This is a genomic window from Ruegeria sp. AD6 (genome assembly GCF_056542325.1).
In genome coordinates this window covers 1,230,255-1,246,036 of record NZ_JBQFZQ010000001.1, presented here as the reverse complement: position 1 = coordinate 1,246,036, position 15,782 = coordinate 1,230,255, and the positions used below count along the sequence as shown (strand labels likewise).

Genomic DNA, 15,782 nt, shown 5'->3' with positions numbered 1-15,782 from the left:
TGCGCCAATTTTCAGCGTTTTTAGCCTCGGGGCGTGACAGCGCCTTTTCCCCGCGCTAGCATTCAGTTGCGTGCATTTGTTTCGTGTGCGCTGCTTGTACGCGGACACTCCGCACATATTTTTGGGTTAATTTTTGTCGGGCCATCGTGGGGAGCGGGCTGGATGGATCTTAGGGAATACACAAGACAATACGCGGTTCAGGACAACAAACTGGCAGCGTTAAGCTATTTTGGGACCTTCGCGGTGTATTTCGCATCGCTGGCGCTGGCGATCGCATATGTCGATCGCTGGTACATCATGGTCCCGGCGGGGATTGTTTTTGCCTTTTCGGCAGTGCGTCTTTACGTGCTGCAACATGATTGTGGGCATCATTCGCTGTTCGAGACACGGCAACAGAACGAATGGGCCGGGCACGGCCTGTCGCCTTTCACCTTCGCTCCGTTCGAGGTGATGAAGCAGAACCACAACCTGCACCACGCCGGAATTGGCAATCTGGAACACCGCGAAACCGGCGAGATCCATACGATGACCCTGCGGGAATGGAATGAGGCGGATTGGAAAAAGCGCCTGTTCTACAGACTTTATCGCAACCCGTTCATCCTCGTGCCGGTTGGGGCGTTGTTTACTTATTTCATCCGCTATCGCTGGCCCAAGAACACCGTTCGGTTCGGAGTGAAGGGGGTTGTGCTGCACAACCTTTCCATCGTCGTATTCCTGGGGCTTCTGTGGTTGATTGCGGGTACAACGGGCATTCTGGTCTGGCTGGTATTCTCTCTGCTCGGGGGGATGCTGGGCGTATTTCTTGTCTACCTGCAGCATAATTTCGAGGACACATACTGGGATCGTCGGCCTGATCTGGACCCTCAGCTGGCGGCCTTGCAAGGATCGTCTGCTCTGGATTTCGGGTGGTGGTTCGACAATGCGGTTGCCTGCATCACTTTGCACGACATCCACCATTTCAACGCGCGCATCCCGTCCTACCGGCTGCGGGCGTGTCACTATAACCTGCCGCCAGAATTCACCCCGCGTCGGATCAAATTCCCCGAGGCTGTGGCCGCGCTGACCCTTAAGCTATGGGACGAAGACGCCAAACGTTTGGTGCCGTTTCCCAAGCAGCGGCAGGACGCCAAGCTGGCTCACGGCAGGTGAGAACGCGGCGGGACAGCATCACGACTTGAAGGATTGTATATCCTGTGTATATACGGATATGCAGGGAGACAGAGAAAGGACCCATAATGACCGCATTGACCGATGTTAAGGGCGTGGGAGAAGCGCTTGCCACAGCCTTGTCCGCGAACGGTTTCAAGACAGCCGAGGCCGTGGCGAAAGCCAAGCCCGAAGATCTGGTCAAGGTCCCCAGAATAGGTCTGGCACGGGCCGCTGTGCTGATTGCTGCCGCGAAAGAGGCCGTCGCTGCGAAACCCGCCGCCGCCAAGCCTGCCGCCAAGCGCGCGCCAGCGGCACGTCGCGCGACGCCGCGCAAACCTGCGGCGCGACGCCCCGCGGCCCGCAAGACAGTCGCCGCTGCAGCCGCCGAAAAACGCGCGGAAGAGGCCGCGAAGAAAGCTGCGGCTGAAAAGGCTGCCGCCGAAGCCGCCGAGGCGAAGGCGAAGAAGAAGGCCAAGGCAAAAGCAAAGGCTGAAAAGGCCGCCAAGAAACGTGCCGAGATGGAGGCCGCGTTCTCGAAAGCCAAGGACAAGGTGAAAGCCAAGTCGAAGAAGGACAAGAAGTCCAAGAAGGACGACAAGAAAAAAGACGCTGCCAAGAAGGACAGCAAAAAGAAAGATAAAAAGAAGGATAAGAAAAAGGCGAAGAAGTAAGCCTTCCTCGCCCTTTGGGAAAGACCGGCGCTTGTCGAAGCGCCAGTTTTCTTATGCCAGCGTACCGTCTGTTTGCAGGGTCCGCTTGCCGCCCAGATAGGGGGCCAGAACCTCGGGCACGGTCACAGTGCCATCTGCGTTCTGCCCGTTCTCCAGCACAGCGATCAGGCAGCGCCCCACGGCCAGCCCCGAGCCGTTCAGGCTGTGGACATATTCCGGTTTGCCACCCGCTTCGGGGCGGAAACGAGCATTCATGCGCCGGGCCTGAAAATCGCCGGTGGTCGAGACCGAGCTGATCTCGCGATAGGTATCCTGACCGGGCAGCCATGCCTCGATGTCAAAGGTGCGGCGCGCGCCAAATCCCATATCACCGGTGCACAGGACAACGGTGCGGTAGGGGATGCCCAGCTGCTCCAACAGGTCCTCGGCGCAGCGCAGCATCCGTTTTTGTTCCTCGTCCGATTTATCGGGATGAGTGATCGAGACCATCTCGACCTTTTCAAACTGGTGCTGCCGCAGCATCCCGGCGGTGTCCTTACCGGCGCTGCCAGCTTCGGACCGGAAGCAGACGGTGTGGGCGGTCATGCGGATGGGCAGGGCGGCCTCGTCCAGAATCTCCCCGGATACCGAATAGGTCAGTGTGACCTCAGAGGTCGGGATCAGCCACCAGCCATTGGTGGTCTGATAGCTGTCATCGCCGAATTTCGGCAGTTTGTCGGTGCCATACATCGCCTCATCCCGGACCAGAACGGGGGTCTGCATCTCGGTCAGACCGTTCTTGTCGATATGGGTGTCCAGCATGAACTGGGCCAAGGCGCGGTGGATACGCGCGACGCCTTTTGACAGGTTCACAAACCGGCTGCCGCTGGTCTTGGCGGCGGTCTCGAAATCCATTGCGGCGGCGACGGCGGGAATGTCGAAATGCTCTTTCGGAGCGAAATCGAACGCACGCGGCGTGCCCCAGCGGTTGACCTCGACATTATCATTCTCGTCCGCGCCTTGGGGTACATCCTCGGCGGGCAGGTTGGCGATGCGGGCCAGTTGATCGGTCAGCAGCGCGTCCAGATCCTTGGCTTCGGTCTGCATCCGCGCAATCTCGGCCTTTTTTTCGGCGACCAGAGTGCGCAGGCGTTCGAATTCCGCCTCATCTCCGCGCCCCTTGGCGGCACCGACCTCTTTGCTGGCTTTGTTCTGTTCGGCCTGCGCCGTCTCGGCGGCCAGAATTTTGGCGCGGCGGCTTTCGTCCAGGCGCAGCAGGTCTGACGACACCGGCGCGTCCCCACGGCGCGCAAGAGCGGCGTCGAAGGCGGCGGGGTTTTCGCGAATGGCGCGGATGTCGTGCATGTCTCAGATCCTTAATGCGTGAATCACTAAAGCTGCTTATGCACCATATGGCTGGAAGGGTGTAGCGCTGGTTAACCAAATTGCGCTTAACTGTCTGGCGTCTCTTCGTGATGCGCCAGATGACCATCCCAATCCCCGGCTGGGATCTTCGGCTCGGGCGGGTCGGCCATGTAGGACGGGGTCATGATCTGCACATTGTTCTCGTTAAACACAGCCACGATGTTGCGGTGCAGGTCTGACCGGATTTTGGGGATAATACTGCCGCGTGTGGTGTACCCATTGATCTGATAATTGATCGCGTAATCGGCCAGCGCGGTCCACAATACAAAGGGTTCAGGCTTGGCCTTGATCCCCTTGGTGCGATGGGCGGCTTCGATCAGCATCGCCTCGACCTTTTCGGGCGGTTCCTCGTACCCGATGCCGACAGTGGTGTGCAGCAACAGACCGCTGCCGTCGGTTTTCTTCGAGAAATTCACCACATCCGAATTCATCAGCTGCGCGTTGGGGATCGAGATCAGCTCATTCTTGATGGATTTCAGATGTGTCTCCATCAGCTTGATCTGCACCACGTCACCAATGTGATCCCCGATCTGAATTCGATCCCCGATCGAGGTCGAGCGGCGATAGATCACAAACAGCCCCGCCAGCATATTCGACACGACCGAGTTTGCGCCAAGCGACAGCATCGCACCCACCAGAATGGTCAGCCCCTGAAACGCCGCGGAATCCGAGCCCGGGATATAGGGCACAGCAAAGACCAGCGCGATCAGGATCACAACCACCCGAGCGATGTTGAAGGTTGGGTTGATCCAGTGCTTTTCGAAATCCCCCAACTCGAACGAGCCCGCTTCGACCGCGTCAAAGAACACCCGCATGCCCTTGATAATATACATCGTTACCCAGGTGATCAGGCCAAGCATGATCATATTCGGGATATAGCTGAGGATGCCCTTGAAGATCAGAAGGACGGGTTCCGTCAGGTAGGTCAGAAGCAACTGCGCGAAATAGCGGGTTTCGGCAAAGGCAAGCAGGACGAAGGACAGATAGTAGTAAAAGCCCAGAAAGAAGATCACCAGCAGGACAAAATTCAGCCCATAGCGTACCAGGGCAGCAATTGCCTCGGCCTGAACGCTTTTGGCGGTGGCGGTTTCAACGTCCTTCAGGTGGCGTTTGACGAATTTCAGGGTGCGCCGTCGGATCCTGCGATGCAGCCACAGGATGGCGACGACAAAGACAATAAAGCCCAAGGTCCAGGCCGCAGCTTCGATCGCGCCCGACACGCGCGCCTGATCCGTTCTGTTCGAGCGGTAGGCTTCGATGGATTGCTTGATCGCATTGCCGTGCAGAACGCTGACAACGCTCAGCTCCATCTGATCCAATTCGGCATCGGCTTCGGTGACGATTGAGACCCTTTCACCATCTGCCAGAATCCAGGTGCCAAAGTCGGTTTCTTCAAAGCTGATTGCGACCTCGGTCGCGTCCGAGGCTTCGGCGATTTCGATGATCTTGTTCTGAACACCCTCGGCCCGTTCGGGCGCGGGCAGGGCGCTTGAGCCGCGGACCTGAAACAGGATGTCCCCGTCCACAATGACCGGGGCCATAAAGGCCTCTGATTCAGCCGTTTCAGGCGCGGTCGCTTCCGCAGGTGCGTCCTGTGCCCGGACAGGACCGTCAAACCACAGGATCACCGCCAAAGCGGCCAGGAAATAACGTAACAAAAGGAAGGGCTTGAATTGCCGTGCCATATGTCCCCCTTACCCCGGACTATACCCGGTTTGGGCCATGTTCCTAGGACATATCTGCAACGCTTTGACTGTTCTTGCGGTGACAGGGTCGCGTTCAGGTGGGTCACACCGCCGCCTTTGCTTGCAAACAGACATATCAGCGCATAGGTTCCCGCCAAATTTGCGGAACGGTGCCGCAACACAAAGCAAAAGGAATATCCCATGGAAGGTGGCGCAATCGCCCAGTTTCTCCCGCTGATCCTGATCTTCGCGATCATGTATTTCCTGCTGATCCGTCCGCAGCAAAAGAAGATGAAGGAACATCAGGCCATGGTCGAGGCCGTGCGCCGGGGCGATCAGGTCGTCACACAGGGTGGTCTGATTGGCAAAGTGTCCAAGGTCAAGGAAGGCGAGAACGAGATCGAGGTCGAGATCGCCGAAGGTGTGAAGGTGCGCGTGATCAAATCGACCATCGCCCAGGTTCTGAACAAGACCGAACCTGCGAAGTAACTTCGCCTGACAATTCCTTGAAAAGGCAGGGTAATGCTGCAAATTGATACCTGGAAGCGGGTTCTGATCTGGCTGGTCTGCGTGACCGGCCTGATCCTTGCCCTGCCAAATGCGTTTTACACGCGGGTCGAACAATCCAACGACGCCAAAGCCGCGATTGAGCTGGGCGCAAACACCCCCGAAAATCAGGCGCAAGCCGAACAATGGCCCAACTGGCTGCCTTCGTCTCTGGTCAATCTGGGCCTTGATCTGCGCGGCGGTGCCCATCTGCTGGCCGAGGTTAAGGTCGAGGATGTCTACGAATCCCGGATGGAGGGCATGTGGCCGGAAATCCGCGACGCCCTGCGGGACGAGCGGGCGACAGTTGGAACCATCCGCCGTCAGGACTCGGCCCCCGATCAGATTCGCGTCCGCATCAGCCAGCCCGAGGGGATGCCCCGCGCGCTAGAGGTTGTGCGCGGTCTTGCCCGTCAGGTGCAAACCCTGACCGGGGTCGGCGCGACCGACATCGAAGCCTTCGCCGACGGGGATACGATTGTCGTGCAACTGTCCGAGGCTGAAAAACTGGCCTCAGACGACCGCACCGTGCGCCAATCGCTTGAGATTGTCCGCCGCCGGATTGACGAGGTCGGAACCCGCGAACCCACCATTCAGCGCCAGGGCGCGGACCGTATCCTGATCCAGGTGCCGGGGATCGGCAGCGCCGGAGAGTTGAAAGACATCATCGGAACGACGGCGCAGCTGACCTTCAACCCTGTGGTCAATCGCGGCACCGACCCGGATGCGGTTGCTGGTATTGGTCAGGAAGTCGTGCCCTCAATCGACGAAAGCGGTGTTTACTACATCATCGAATCCGCCCCGGTCGTGACGGGTGAGGAACTGGTGGACGCGCAGCCATCCTTCGATCAGAATGGTCGTCCGGCGGTCAGCTTCCGTTTCAACACATCAGGTGCGCGCAAATTTGGTGACTACACGCGCGACAATATCGGCGCGCCCTTTGCCATCGTGTTGGATGACGAGGTGATCTCGGCCCCGGTCATCCAAAGCCACATTCCGGGCGGGTCGGGGATCATCACCGGCAACTTCTCGGTCGAGGAAAGCACCAATCTGGCCATCCTGCTGCGGGCAGGGGCCTTGCCCGCCGAGCTGATCTTTCTGGAAGAACGCACCATCGGCCCTGAACTGGGCCAAGACAGCATCGACGCCGGTAAAGTCGCCACAATCGTGGCCTTCGCCGCGGTGCTGGTCTTCATGGCGCTCAGCTACGGGCTGTTCGGTATCTTTGCCAACATCGCTCTGATCATCAACGTCGGTCTGCTGTTCGGCTTGCTGTCCTTGATCGGGGCCACTCTGACGCTGCCGGGCATCGCCGGGATCGTGTTGACCGTGGGTATGGCGGTGGATGCCAACGTTCTGATCTTTGAACGCATCCGCGAGGAACTGAAATCCGCCAAAGGCCCGGCCCGCGCCATCGAGCTTGGCTATGAAAAGGCGCTGTCGGCCATTCTGGACGCCAACGTCACCACATTCATCACTGCGACCATCCTGTTTGCCATGGGCAGCGGTCCGGTGCGGGGCTTCGCTATTACGCTTGGGCTGGGTATCATCACCTCGGTCTTCACTGCGATCTTCGTGACGCGCCTGATGGTGGTCATGTGGTTCGAACGCCGCCGTCCGAAAATGATCGAGGTTTGACATGAGACTGAAACTCGTACCCCAGGAAACCTCGTTCGATTTCTTCAGCCGGTGGAAAGTCTGGCTGGGCATCTCGGGCTTGATGATGGTGATCGCCTTTGTTTCATTCCTGTTGCAAGGTCTGAATTTCGGCATCGATTTCCGGGGCGGCACCACGATCCGCACCGAAAGCGCTCAGCCGATTGACGTGGGCACCTACCGCGACGCCATCGCGCCGCTGGAATTGGGCGATGTCACGATCACCGAGATTTTTGACCCGACATTCGGGCCGGACGAAAACGTCGCCATGATCCGCATTCAGGCGCAGGCCGATGCCGAAGCGGTTGAAGCTTCGACAATCACAGCGGTTGAAAGCGCGTTGCAAACTGTGATCCCCGACATCCAATTTGTCTCGGTTGAATCGGTCGGCCCGAAAGTGTCCGGCGAACTGATCCAGACGGCGGTCATCGCCGTGGCTTTGGCCATCGGTGCCGTGCTTGTCTATATCTGGTTGCGGTTCGAATGGCAGTTTGCGTTGGGGGCGGTGGCCGCACTTGTGCATGACGTGATCCTGACCATCGGCATCTTCTCGGAACTGCAAATCCGCTTCGACCTGGCCATTATAGCAGCCCTGTTGACCATCGTTGGCTACTCTCTGAACGACACCGTGGTTGTGTTCGACCGGGTGAGGGAGAACCTGCGGAAGTACAAGAAGAAAGACCTCAAGGAAGTTCTGAACATCTCGATCAACGAAACGCTCAGTCGGACAGTGATGACCTCGGTCACAACCTTGCTGGCGCTGATCTCGCTTTATGTTTTGGGCGGCGACGTGATCCGGGGGTTTGTGTTTGCGATGATCTGGGGCGTGATCGTGGGGACCTATTCGTCGGTCTTTGTGGCCTCGACCATCCTGCTGTGGCTGGGGGTCAAGCGTGACTGGTCCAAGCCATCCAACACCGCCGGCAACCAGTTTGCCAACATAGATGCCTGAGGTTTTCGGCCAGTCCCCGCAGGGTCTGGGCGTTATCTTTTTTGCAGCGTTTCTGGGCGGGGTCGTGCGCGGCTTTTCGGGATTCGGAACCGCTTTGGTCTTCCTGCCCATCGCCACGCCTTATCTGGGCCCCTTCGGGGCTCTGATCGGTCTGACCATCATGGATATCTTCGGCCCCTTGCCGAACCTGCGCCGGGCTTGGGGCGCGGTGAACAAGGGCGATCTGGCACGTTTGGTGATCGGTTGCGCCGCGATTCTGCCGGTCGGCCTGTGGGTACTAACGCAAGTCGACCCCGAAGTGTTTCGCTACGCGGTCAGCGGCCTTGCCCTGATCATGCTCGCCATTCTGATCCTGGGCCTGCGCTATCACGGCCGTGTCGGCCGCGCGATGGTCACAGGTATCGGCGGTGCCGCTGGATTTCTGGGCGGCGTTGCGGGGTTGCCCGGACCAGCCGTTATCCTGTTCTACATGTCGCGCCCGCTGCCTGTGGAAGTAATCCGGGCAACCATCCTGCTTTTCCTGTTTGCCTTTGACTTCCTGCTGTTGGGCTATCTCACCGGCATGGGGCAGGTAACGCTGGCCGCCGCGGGGCTGGGGTTTGCGCTGGCCGTGCCAAACCTGTTGGGCAACTGGCTGGGGGGCTGGCTGTTCCGACCCGACCGCGAGCACCTCTACCGTGCCGCCGCCTATCTGGCGATTGCGCTGGCGGCCTTGTCCGGCCTGCCACTTTGGGGATAGATACCACCCATGCGATTGAATGAGATCACCTATTCCAACGCCCAACCCATCGACGGCTACGGACCGGGCTTTTTTCGTATCGGAGGGCAGGTCCATAACGGAGGCGTCTTGACTGGCGCAACTGGAACCCAATCGTGGGAGGGGTACGCCGACTCCGAACCCCTGCTTAACCTTTCGGACGCCGTAGATGTACTGTTGATCGGCACCGGAGCCGAACTGACCCACATCCCCACAGACCTGCGCCACGCATTGGAAAATGCGGGTATCGGGATCGAGATCATGAACTCCCCAGCTGCTTGCCGCACCTATAACGTCCTGCTGTCAGAAGGTCGCCGCATCGCGCTGGCCCTGATCCCCGTGTAACCGGATCCCCCTTCATCTGGCCAAAAATATCCCGGAGAGCCGCCATTAGTGCGCCATTGGTTCGAGCGCCAATGGCGGCGAGGCTGGCCTCTCGCTCCCGCAATCACCAATATGCGCCGACATCGCCACCCTGCGGCAAATCCCGCCTTTTGCCTGCGTCCCCAATCGGATAAGCGGGTCACATGACGTTAACCGTAACCGATCTGACCATCACCCGAGGCGGCATTCCAGTACTGGAGGGGCTGAGCTTCACGCTCCATCCCGGTCAGGCCCTGATCCTGCGCGGGCCGAACGGGATCGGCAAGACAACCCTGTTGCGCACGCTGGCCGGGTTGCAGGCCCCGTTGACCGGTCAGATAGACGGTGCCGAAGATCAGATCGCGTACGCCTCGCATTCCGACGGGTTGAAACCAACGTTGACAGTGACTGAAAACCTCAGCTTCTGGGCCTCGGTTTTTGGGACGCAGCAGATCCAGTCCGCCTTGGACGCCTTTGCGCTGAATGAGCTTTCGGACCGTCACGCTGGCAACCTGTCCGCCGGACAAAAGCGGCGATTGGGGCTGGCGCGGATGCTGGTCACGGGGCGGCCGATCTGGATGCTGGACGAACCAACCGTTTCGCTGGACAAAAACGCCGTGCAGATGTTCGCAGATGCGGTGCGCGCGCATCTGGGGCAGGGTGGCTCGGCCCTGATCGCCACCCATATCGATCTGGGCCTTGATGGCGAGGTCCTGGACGTAGGCCCCAACAAAGCCAAACCCGCCCCCATCGAAGACTTTGACGGAGGTTTCCTGTGATCGCCCTGTTGCTGCGTGATCTGAAACTGGCCTTCCGGGCGGGCGGCGGCTTTGGTCTGGGGCTGGCCTTCTTCCTGATCGTAACGGTTCTGGTGCCCTTTGCGGTCGGCCCGCAATCGTCGCTGCTGTCTACGATCGCGCCAGGTGTCCTGTGGCTCGGTGCGCTTCTGGCCTGCCTGCTGTCGCTTGACCGCCTGTTGGCGCTGGATTGGGAAGACGGCTCGCTGGACTTGCTGGCCACCGCGCCACTACCGCTTGAAGCGGTTGTCTCGATCAAGGCGCTGGCCCATTGGATCACCACCGGCCTGCCGCTGGTCCTCGCTGCACCCTTTCTGGGTGTGCTATTGAACCTGCCGGTGCCGGGCTTTTTCTGGCTGGTGATCTCGCTGCTGCTCGGCACCCCAGCCATGAGCGTTATTGGCACCTTCGGCGCAGCGCTAACCGTCGGCCTGAAACGGGGCGGGTTGCTGCTGTCCCTTCTGGTCCTGCCGCTTTACGTCCCAACCCTGATTTTCGGCGCTGAGGTCGCCCGCCGTGGTGCCATCGGGATGGAAACACAGACACCGCTTCTGATGCTTGCCGGGATCACCGCAGCAACCATCGCCCTGCTGCCCTTTGCCAGCGCAGCGGTGCTGCGGATCAATCTGCGGTGAAGCGCCACATCTTTGACCGAGGTCAATTGAGAAAACCTCCGATTCAGACTAAATAACGGCCATGACAATCGCAGCCAAAGCCAACGCCCTCTGGGAATATGCCAACCCGCGCAAGTTCCTTGCCACCAGTGAACGTGTCCTGCCGTTTTTCTGGATCACATCGGCAGTGTTTATCGTGGTCGGGCTGGTCTGGGGCTTTTTCTTCACGCCGGACGATTACAAGCAGGGATCGACCGTTAAGATCATCTACCTGCACGTCCCGTCGGCGCTGATGGCGATCAATTGCTGGCTGATGATGCTGGTGACCTCGCTGGTCTGGCTGGTGCGCCGCCACCATGTCAGTGCTCTGGCTGCGCGAGCCGCCGCCCCGATCGGCATCGTCATGACGCTGATCGCGCTGGCAACCGGTGCGATCTGGGGACAGCCGATGTGGGGGACATGGTGGGCTTGGGATCCGCGCCTGACCTCGTTCCTGATCCTGTTCCTGTTCTACCTCGGATACGTGGCGTTATGGGAGGCGATTGAAGACCCCGATACCGCTGCCGACCTGACCTCGGTCCTGTGTCTGGTGGGGTCGGTCTTTGCGATCCTCAGCCGCTATGCGGTGAACTTCTGGAATCAGGGCCTGCATCAGGGCGCGTCCGTCATGCGGGCGGGTGCCGTCACCGGCACCGATACCGAAGAGAAGGTCAGCAATATCTTCTTCTATCCGCTGCTGGCGTGCATCATCGGCTTTGTGCTGCTGTTCATCGCGCTGGTGCTGTATCGCACCGGCACGGAAATCCGGGCGCGGCGGATCAAGGCGTTGCTTACACGGGAAAGGGTGGGCGGATGATCCCTGATCTTGGAAAATACGCGGACGCGGTCCTGTCGTCTTATGCAGCCTCGATTGCACTGCTGGTCGCACTGGTTGTCTTCAGTATCCTGCGCGGACGCAAGGTGCGGGCCGAGATGGAAAAGATCGAACAAAGGGTAACCCGGAATGGCTAAAATCTCGCCCCTGATGCTCGCTCCGCCCCTGATTTTCGGGGCTTTCGCGGTTCTGGCCGGGATCGGCATGTTCCGCGAGGATCCAAATGCGCTGCCCTCTGCGCGCGAGGGGCAGCCTGCGCCCCCGGTCGTGCTGACCGAGTTTCCCGGCAAGGCCCTGTTCGACGACACGACCCTGAGGGATGGTGAGGTCAAGCTGGTCAACTATTGGGCCAGCTGGTGCGCTCCATGCCGGGCCGAGCACCCGAACCTTGAGGCGCTGTCGGACGAAGGCATCCCGGTCTATGGCATCAACTACAAGGACAAGTTGGACAATGCCGAGGGATTCCTGACCGAGTTGGGTGATCCATACGAAGCCATCGGCCGCGACGAGCAGGGCCGCATGGCGCTGGATTGGGGCCTATACGGCGTGCCGGAAACCTATGTGATTGACGGCGAGGGTATGGTCATTCTGCGTTTTGCCGGGCCGATCACTCAGCGCGTGATCGAAAGCACGATCCGCCCTGCTTTGGAAAAGGCGGCGGGCGGATAACCCCTTTGCCTAAAGCCTGTAGCCCCCGGTAACCGCCAAGGTCTCGCCGGTGATGAATGCAGCGTCATCCGAGGCGAGGAACCGAACGGCCTTTGCAATGTCTTCCGGTCGTCCGACGCGCCCAATGGCCGTGTCTTTCACAAACAGGGCTGTCAGATCATCGGGCCGCGGGGCCTCGGGGATGTTGATGGCCCCTGGTGCAACTGCGTTCACCCGGATGCCTTCGGGCCCAAGCTCCTTCGCCATGCCGCGGGTCCATAGGTTCAGCGCAGCCTTGCTTGCCCCATAGGTTACCGCGTCTTTCGGCGGCAAAACGGCGTTCATCGAAGATATGCTGACAATCGCCGCACCCGGTTTCAGATGCGGCAACGCGGCAGTCAACAAGGCTGCGGGCACAAGCAGGTTCAAATCCAGAATGGCGCGGTGGTCGTCGCGATTGAACACCTCTTTTGGGGTCGATTTCACCGCCCCCGCGTTGTTTACGATCACGTCCAGCCGGCCAAACTTGTCGATGATCTGCTGAATCACGGCCTCCGGCTGCCCATCCTCAGTCAGGTCGGATCGAATGGACAGAGTCCCGTCACTCAAAAGCGTATGCGTCGGCTCGGTCGAAAACCACGTGAATGCGATGTGATGGTCGCGGCTCAACTCCTCGACAATCGCGCGCCCAATGCCGCGCGCGCCTCCGGTTATCAATGCCACCTTGTTCATCGCGACCTCCCCGGCGCAGCAAACCCGGTCTCTTGCGCCAATTCAACTTCTTCTGTTCAAAAATACCTCGGAGCGCGAGGCAGAGCCTCGCAAAAAAAAGGACGCCCGAAGGCGTCCTTTCTGATCAAGTCCAAAGGCGCGGCTTTACCCCGCCTTTGCCAGATTCCGCAGCACATACTGCAGCACGCCGCCGTTTTCGATATATTCAATCTCGGGCGCGGTATCGATCCGGCATTTCAGGGTGATGGTCTTCTCGGATCCATCCCCGTAGATGATGGTGCAGGGCACCTCTTGCAGCGGCTCGACAGTGTCCAATCCGTGGATCGAGACCGTCTCATCCCCCTTCAGACCCAGCGTTTTGCGCGTGTCGCCGCCTGTGAATTCCAGCGGAATTACACCCATCCCCACAAGGTTCGATCGGTGAATGCGCTCAAAGCTTTCGGCGATCACCGCCTTGACGCCCAGCAACGCCGTGCCCTTGGCCGCCCAGTCACGGGACGAGCCCGCGCCATATTGCTCGCCACCAAACACGACCAACGGGGTTCCGTTCGCCTGATGCGCCATCGACGCCTCGTAGACTGAGGTCTGCTGACCGTCCGGCCCGACGGTGTAGCCGCCCTCGACGCCGTCCAGCATCTCATTCTTGACGCGGATATTGGCGAAGGTGCCGCGCATCATGACCTCGTGGTTGCCACGGCGGGACCCGTATGAGTTGAACTCGCGCGGCTGCACCTGGCGGTCGGTCAGGTACTTCCCAGCCGGTGTGGTCGTCGCAAACGATCCGGCGGGCGAGATGTGGTCGGTGGTGATCATGTCGCCCAGGATCAGCAGAACCTTGGCACCTTCAATATTCGAGATCGTGCCCGGCTCGGGGCCCATGCCCTGAAAATAGGGCGGGTTCTGGATGTAGGTCGAGCTCGGCGGCCAGTCATAGGTTTCCTGTTGCGGAACCTCGACGCTCTGCCATTTCTCGTCGCCCTTGAACACATCCGCATATTTGGTCTGGAACGCCTCGCGGGTCACGGTTGCCTCGACCAGTTCGGCGATTTCGCTTTGGCTGGGCCAGATGTCTTTCATGAAGATGTCGTTGCCGTCCTTGTCCTGACCGATCGGCTCCGAGGTCAGATCGATATCCAGTGTGCCCGCCAGCGCATAAACCACGACCAGCGGCGGTGATGCCAGATAATTGGCGCGCACGTCCGGAGAGATACGACCTTCGAAGTTGCGGTTGCCCGACAGAACCGAGGTGGCAACCAGATCGCCCTCGGCAATCGCTTCGGACAGTTCTTTCTGGATCGGACCCGAGTTGCCGATACAGGTGGTACAGCCGTAACCCACAAGGTTGAAGCCGATCTTGTCCAGATCATCCTGCAGGCCAGCGGCCTCAAGATAGGCCGACACAACCTGCGATCCGGGCGCCAGCGAGGTTTTGACCCACGGCTTGCGATCCAAACCCAGCGCGGCAGCCTTGCGCGCCACCAGACCTGCGCCGATCATCACATAAGGGTTCGAGGTGTTTGTGCAGGAAGTGATCGAGGCGATCACGACCTTGCCCGATTCCATGGTGTAGTCTTCGCCTTTGACGGGGACCTCTTTGCCCATGGGCCGCTTGAAGGTCTCGGCCATCTCGTGTGCAAAGGCGGCCTTGGCGTTGGTCAGCGCGACATAATCTTGCGGCCGTTTCGGGCCCGAGATCGCCGGGACAATGGTGCCCATGTCCAGCGACAGGGTATCGGTATAAATCGGCGCATAGTCCGCCCCGCGCCAGAACCCGTTTTCCTTGGCATAGGCTTCGACCAGCGCGATCCGGTCCTCGTCGCGGCCCGTATTGCGCATGTAGCGCAGGGTTTCGCCGTCGATGGGGAAGAAACCGCAGGTCGCGCCGTATTCCGGTGCCATGTTGGCGATGGTGGCACGGTCGGCCAGCGGCAGGCGATCCAGACCGCTGCCGTAGAATTCGACGAATTTGCCCACGACGCCTTTCTCGCGCAGCATTTCCACAACCTTCAGCACCAGATCGGTGCCGGTGGTGCCTTCGACCATCGCGCCGGTCAGCTCAAAGCCCACAACCTCGGGGATCAGCATCGAGATCGGCTGACCCAGCATCGCGGCCTCGGCCTCGATCCCGCCAACGCCCCAGCCCAGAACGGCCATGCCGTTGACCATGGTGGTATGGCTGTCAGTGCCGACCAGCGTGTCGGGATAGGCGACTTCTTCGCCGTTCTGGTCGGTGTCGGTCCAGACGGTCTGGGCCAGGTATTCCAGGTTCACCTGATGGCAGATGCCGGTGCCGGGGGGGACAACGCGGAAATTGTTAAACGCGTTCTGGCCCCATTTCAGGAACTGGTAACGTTCCATATTGCGTTCATATTCGCGATCCACATTCATCTGGAAGGCGCGGGGGTTGCCGAACTCGTCGATCATGACCGAGTGGTCGATGACCAGATCGACCGGGTTCAGCGGGTTGATCTTCTGCGCGTCGCCGCCCAGACCCTTGATGCCATCGCGCATCGCTGCCAGATCGACCACCGCCGGAACGCCGGTGAAATCCTGCATCAGCACGCGGGCAGGGCGGTAGGCGATCTCACGCGGGTTCTTGCCGCCATTCGCGCCCCATTCGCCGAAGGCCTTGATGTCCTCGACCGAGACGGAAAAGCCGTCATCCTCGAACCGCAGCATGTTTTCCAACACGACTTTCAGCGCGGCGGGAAGCCTTGAAAAATCACCCAGCCCGGCCTCTTGCGCTGCGGGGATTGAGTAGTACGAGATGGTTTTGCCATTCACGCTCAGGCTGCGGCGCGTTTTGGCGGTGTCCTGTCCGACTTTGATGGGCATCTGTTGGCCTCCCTCTCAAACAACTTGGAATTCAGGGTCGCTGCATTTTATCTGCATCACTCGGGCCACCGGTTCAAGAAGGATCGGCTCGTTAAGTGC

16 protein-coding genes are annotated in these 15,782 nt (G+C 59.8%); 12 read left to right on the top strand and 4 right to left on the bottom strand.

Annotated features, from left to right (window positions below):
• Positions 1-162: 162 nt before the first annotated feature.
• Positions 163-1,149, top strand: coding sequence for a fatty acid desaturase (locus ACR0KJ_RS06095; RefSeq protein WP_480626177.1), 987 nt, complete (start codon positions 163-165; stop codon positions 1,147-1,149).
• An 86-nt stretch (positions 1,150-1,235) separates the two neighbouring features.
• On the top strand, positions 1,236-1,820 hold the full coding sequence (locus ACR0KJ_RS06090; RefSeq protein ID WP_480580636.1) for a helix-hairpin-helix domain-containing protein: 585 nt from the start codon (positions 1,236-1,238) through the stop codon (positions 1,818-1,820).
• Positions 1,821-1,871: 51 nt separating this feature from the next.
• Here the strand turns inward: ACR0KJ_RS06090 and serS are convergent, their stop codons facing one another.
• Both serS and ACR0KJ_RS06080 read right to left on the bottom strand, forming a co-directional pair.
• Positions 1,872-3,164, bottom strand: coding sequence for a serine--tRNA ligase (serS, locus tag ACR0KJ_RS06085; RefSeq protein WP_480626176.1), 1,293 nt, complete (start codon positions 3,162-3,164; stop codon positions 1,872-1,874).
• A gap of 86 nt (positions 3,165-3,250) precedes the next feature.
• Positions 3,251-4,909, bottom strand: coding sequence for a mechanosensitive ion channel family protein (locus tag ACR0KJ_RS06080; RefSeq protein ID WP_480626175.1), 1,659 nt, complete (start codon positions 4,907-4,909; stop codon positions 3,251-3,253).
• A gap of 201 nt (positions 4,910-5,110) precedes the next feature.
• On the opposite strand from ACR0KJ_RS06080, the gene yajC reads away from it, so the two are divergent.
• The 10 genes from yajC (at position 5,111) to ACR0KJ_RS06030 (ending at position 12,137) form a co-directional block, all read left to right on the top strand.
• Positions 5,111-5,398, top strand: coding sequence for a preprotein translocase subunit YajC (gene yajC / locus ACR0KJ_RS06075; protein WP_480626174.1), 288 nt, complete (start codon positions 5,111-5,113; stop codon positions 5,396-5,398).
• A gap of 33 nt (positions 5,399-5,431) precedes the next feature.
• On the top strand, positions 5,432-7,093 hold the full coding sequence (gene secD, locus ACR0KJ_RS06070; protein WP_170519499.1) for a protein translocase subunit SecD: 1,662 nt from the start codon (positions 5,432-5,434) through the stop codon (positions 7,091-7,093).
• Position 7,094: 1 nt separating this feature from the next.
• Positions 7,095-8,063, top strand: a complete 969-nt coding sequence (gene secF / locus ACR0KJ_RS06065) for a protein translocase subunit SecF (protein WP_170449797.1) — start codon at positions 7,095-7,097, stop codon at positions 8,061-8,063.
• The gene (locus ACR0KJ_RS06060; protein ID WP_480626173.1) at positions 8,056-8,802 is read left to right on the top strand and encodes a TSUP family transporter; all 747 of its coding nucleotides are present in this window, start codon (positions 8,056-8,058) and stop codon (positions 8,800-8,802) included. Before secF ends, ACR0KJ_RS06060 begins: the two co-directional genes overlap by 8 nt.
• A 9-nt stretch (positions 8,803-8,811) precedes the next feature.
• Entirely contained in the window at positions 8,812-9,165 is a 354-nt protein-coding gene (locus tag ACR0KJ_RS06055) for an Mth938-like domain-containing protein (protein ID WP_480626172.1), read from the top strand.
• 182 nt (positions 9,166-9,347) lie between these two features.
• A complete protein-coding gene (ccmA, locus tag ACR0KJ_RS06050; RefSeq protein ID WP_480626171.1) occupies positions 9,348-9,962 on the top strand; it encodes a heme ABC exporter ATP-binding protein CcmA in 615 nt (204 codons plus the stop codon).
• Positions 9,959-10,615 carry a heme exporter protein CcmB gene (gene ccmB, locus ACR0KJ_RS06045; protein ID WP_170449804.1) on the top strand — a complete coding sequence of 219 codons (657 nt, stop codon included), beginning with the start codon at positions 9,959-9,961 and terminating at the stop codon, positions 10,613-10,615. The genes ccmA and ccmB overlap by 4 nt, the downstream gene beginning before the upstream one ends.
• A gap of 61 nt (positions 10,616-10,676) precedes the next feature.
• Positions 10,677-11,450, top strand: a complete 774-nt coding sequence (locus ACR0KJ_RS06040) for a heme ABC transporter permease (protein WP_480626170.1) — start codon at positions 10,677-10,679, stop codon at positions 11,448-11,450.
• On the top strand, positions 11,447-11,605 hold the full coding sequence (gene ccmD, locus ACR0KJ_RS06035; protein ID WP_170449808.1) for a heme exporter protein CcmD: 159 nt from the start codon (positions 11,447-11,449) through the stop codon (positions 11,603-11,605). Before ACR0KJ_RS06040 ends, ccmD begins: the two co-directional genes overlap by 4 nt.
• Positions 11,598-12,137 carry a DsbE family thiol:disulfide interchange protein gene (locus ACR0KJ_RS06030; protein ID WP_170622006.1) on the top strand — a complete coding sequence of 180 codons (540 nt, stop codon included), beginning with the start codon at positions 11,598-11,600 and terminating at the stop codon, positions 12,135-12,137. Before ccmD ends, ACR0KJ_RS06030 begins: the two co-directional genes overlap by 8 nt.
• 9 nt (positions 12,138-12,146) lie before the next feature.
• On the opposite strand, the gene ACR0KJ_RS06025 is transcribed toward ACR0KJ_RS06030, so the two are convergent.
• Both ACR0KJ_RS06025 and acnA read right to left on the bottom strand, forming a co-directional pair.
• Positions 12,147-12,848 carry an SDR family NAD(P)-dependent oxidoreductase gene (locus ACR0KJ_RS06025; protein ID WP_480626169.1) on the bottom strand — a complete coding sequence of 234 codons (702 nt, stop codon included), beginning with the start codon at positions 12,846-12,848 and terminating at the stop codon, positions 12,147-12,149.
• Positions 12,849-12,992: 144 nt separating this feature from the next.
• Positions 12,993-15,683, bottom strand: a complete 2,691-nt coding sequence (gene acnA / locus ACR0KJ_RS06020) for an aconitate hydratase AcnA (RefSeq protein ID WP_480626168.1) — start codon at positions 15,681-15,683, stop codon at positions 12,993-12,995.
• Positions 15,684-15,782 lie beyond the last annotated feature (99 nt).

Coding starts and splice junctions, on each gene's coding strand:
- ACR0KJ_RS06055 (WP_480626172.1), top strand. CDS start 8,812: ATGCGATTGAATGAGATCACCTATTCCAACGCCCAACCCATCGACGGC.
- ACR0KJ_RS06025 (WP_480626169.1), bottom strand. CDS start 12,848: ATGAACAAGGTGGCATTGATAACCGGAGGCGCGCGCGGCATTGGGCGC.
- secD (WP_170519499.1), top strand. CDS start 5,432: ATGCTGCAAATTGATACCTGGAAGCGGGTTCTGATCTGGCTGGTCTGC.
- acnA (WP_480626168.1), bottom strand. CDS start 15,683: ATGCCCATCAAAGTCGGACAGGACACCGCCAAAACGCGCCGCAGCCTG.
- ACR0KJ_RS06060 (WP_480626173.1), top strand. CDS start 8,056: ATGCCTGAGGTTTTCGGCCAGTCCCCGCAGGGTCTGGGCGTTATCTTT.
- ccmA (WP_480626171.1), top strand. CDS start 9,348: ATGACGTTAACCGTAACCGATCTGACCATCACCCGAGGCGGCATTCCA.
- secF (WP_170449797.1), top strand. CDS start 7,095: ATGAGACTGAAACTCGTACCCCAGGAAACCTCGTTCGATTTCTTCAGC.
- ccmD (WP_170449808.1), top strand. CDS start 11,447: ATGATCCCTGATCTTGGAAAATACGCGGACGCGGTCCTGTCGTCTTAT.
- serS (WP_480626176.1), bottom strand. CDS start 3,164: ATGCACGACATCCGCGCCATTCGCGAAAACCCCGCCGCCTTCGACGCC.
- ACR0KJ_RS06095 (WP_480626177.1), top strand. CDS start 163: ATGGATCTTAGGGAATACACAAGACAATACGCGGTTCAGGACAACAAA.
- yajC (WP_480626174.1), top strand. CDS start 5,111: ATGGAAGGTGGCGCAATCGCCCAGTTTCTCCCGCTGATCCTGATCTTC.
- ACR0KJ_RS06030 (WP_170622006.1), top strand. CDS start 11,598: ATGGCTAAAATCTCGCCCCTGATGCTCGCTCCGCCCCTGATTTTCGGG.
- ACR0KJ_RS06080 (WP_480626175.1), bottom strand. CDS start 4,909: ATGGCACGGCAATTCAAGCCCTTCCTTTTGTTACGTTATTTCCTGGCC.
- ACR0KJ_RS06090 (WP_480580636.1), top strand. CDS start 1,236: ATGACCGCATTGACCGATGTTAAGGGCGTGGGAGAAGCGCTTGCCACA.
- ACR0KJ_RS06040 (WP_480626170.1), top strand. CDS start 10,677: ATGACAATCGCAGCCAAAGCCAACGCCCTCTGGGAATATGCCAACCCG.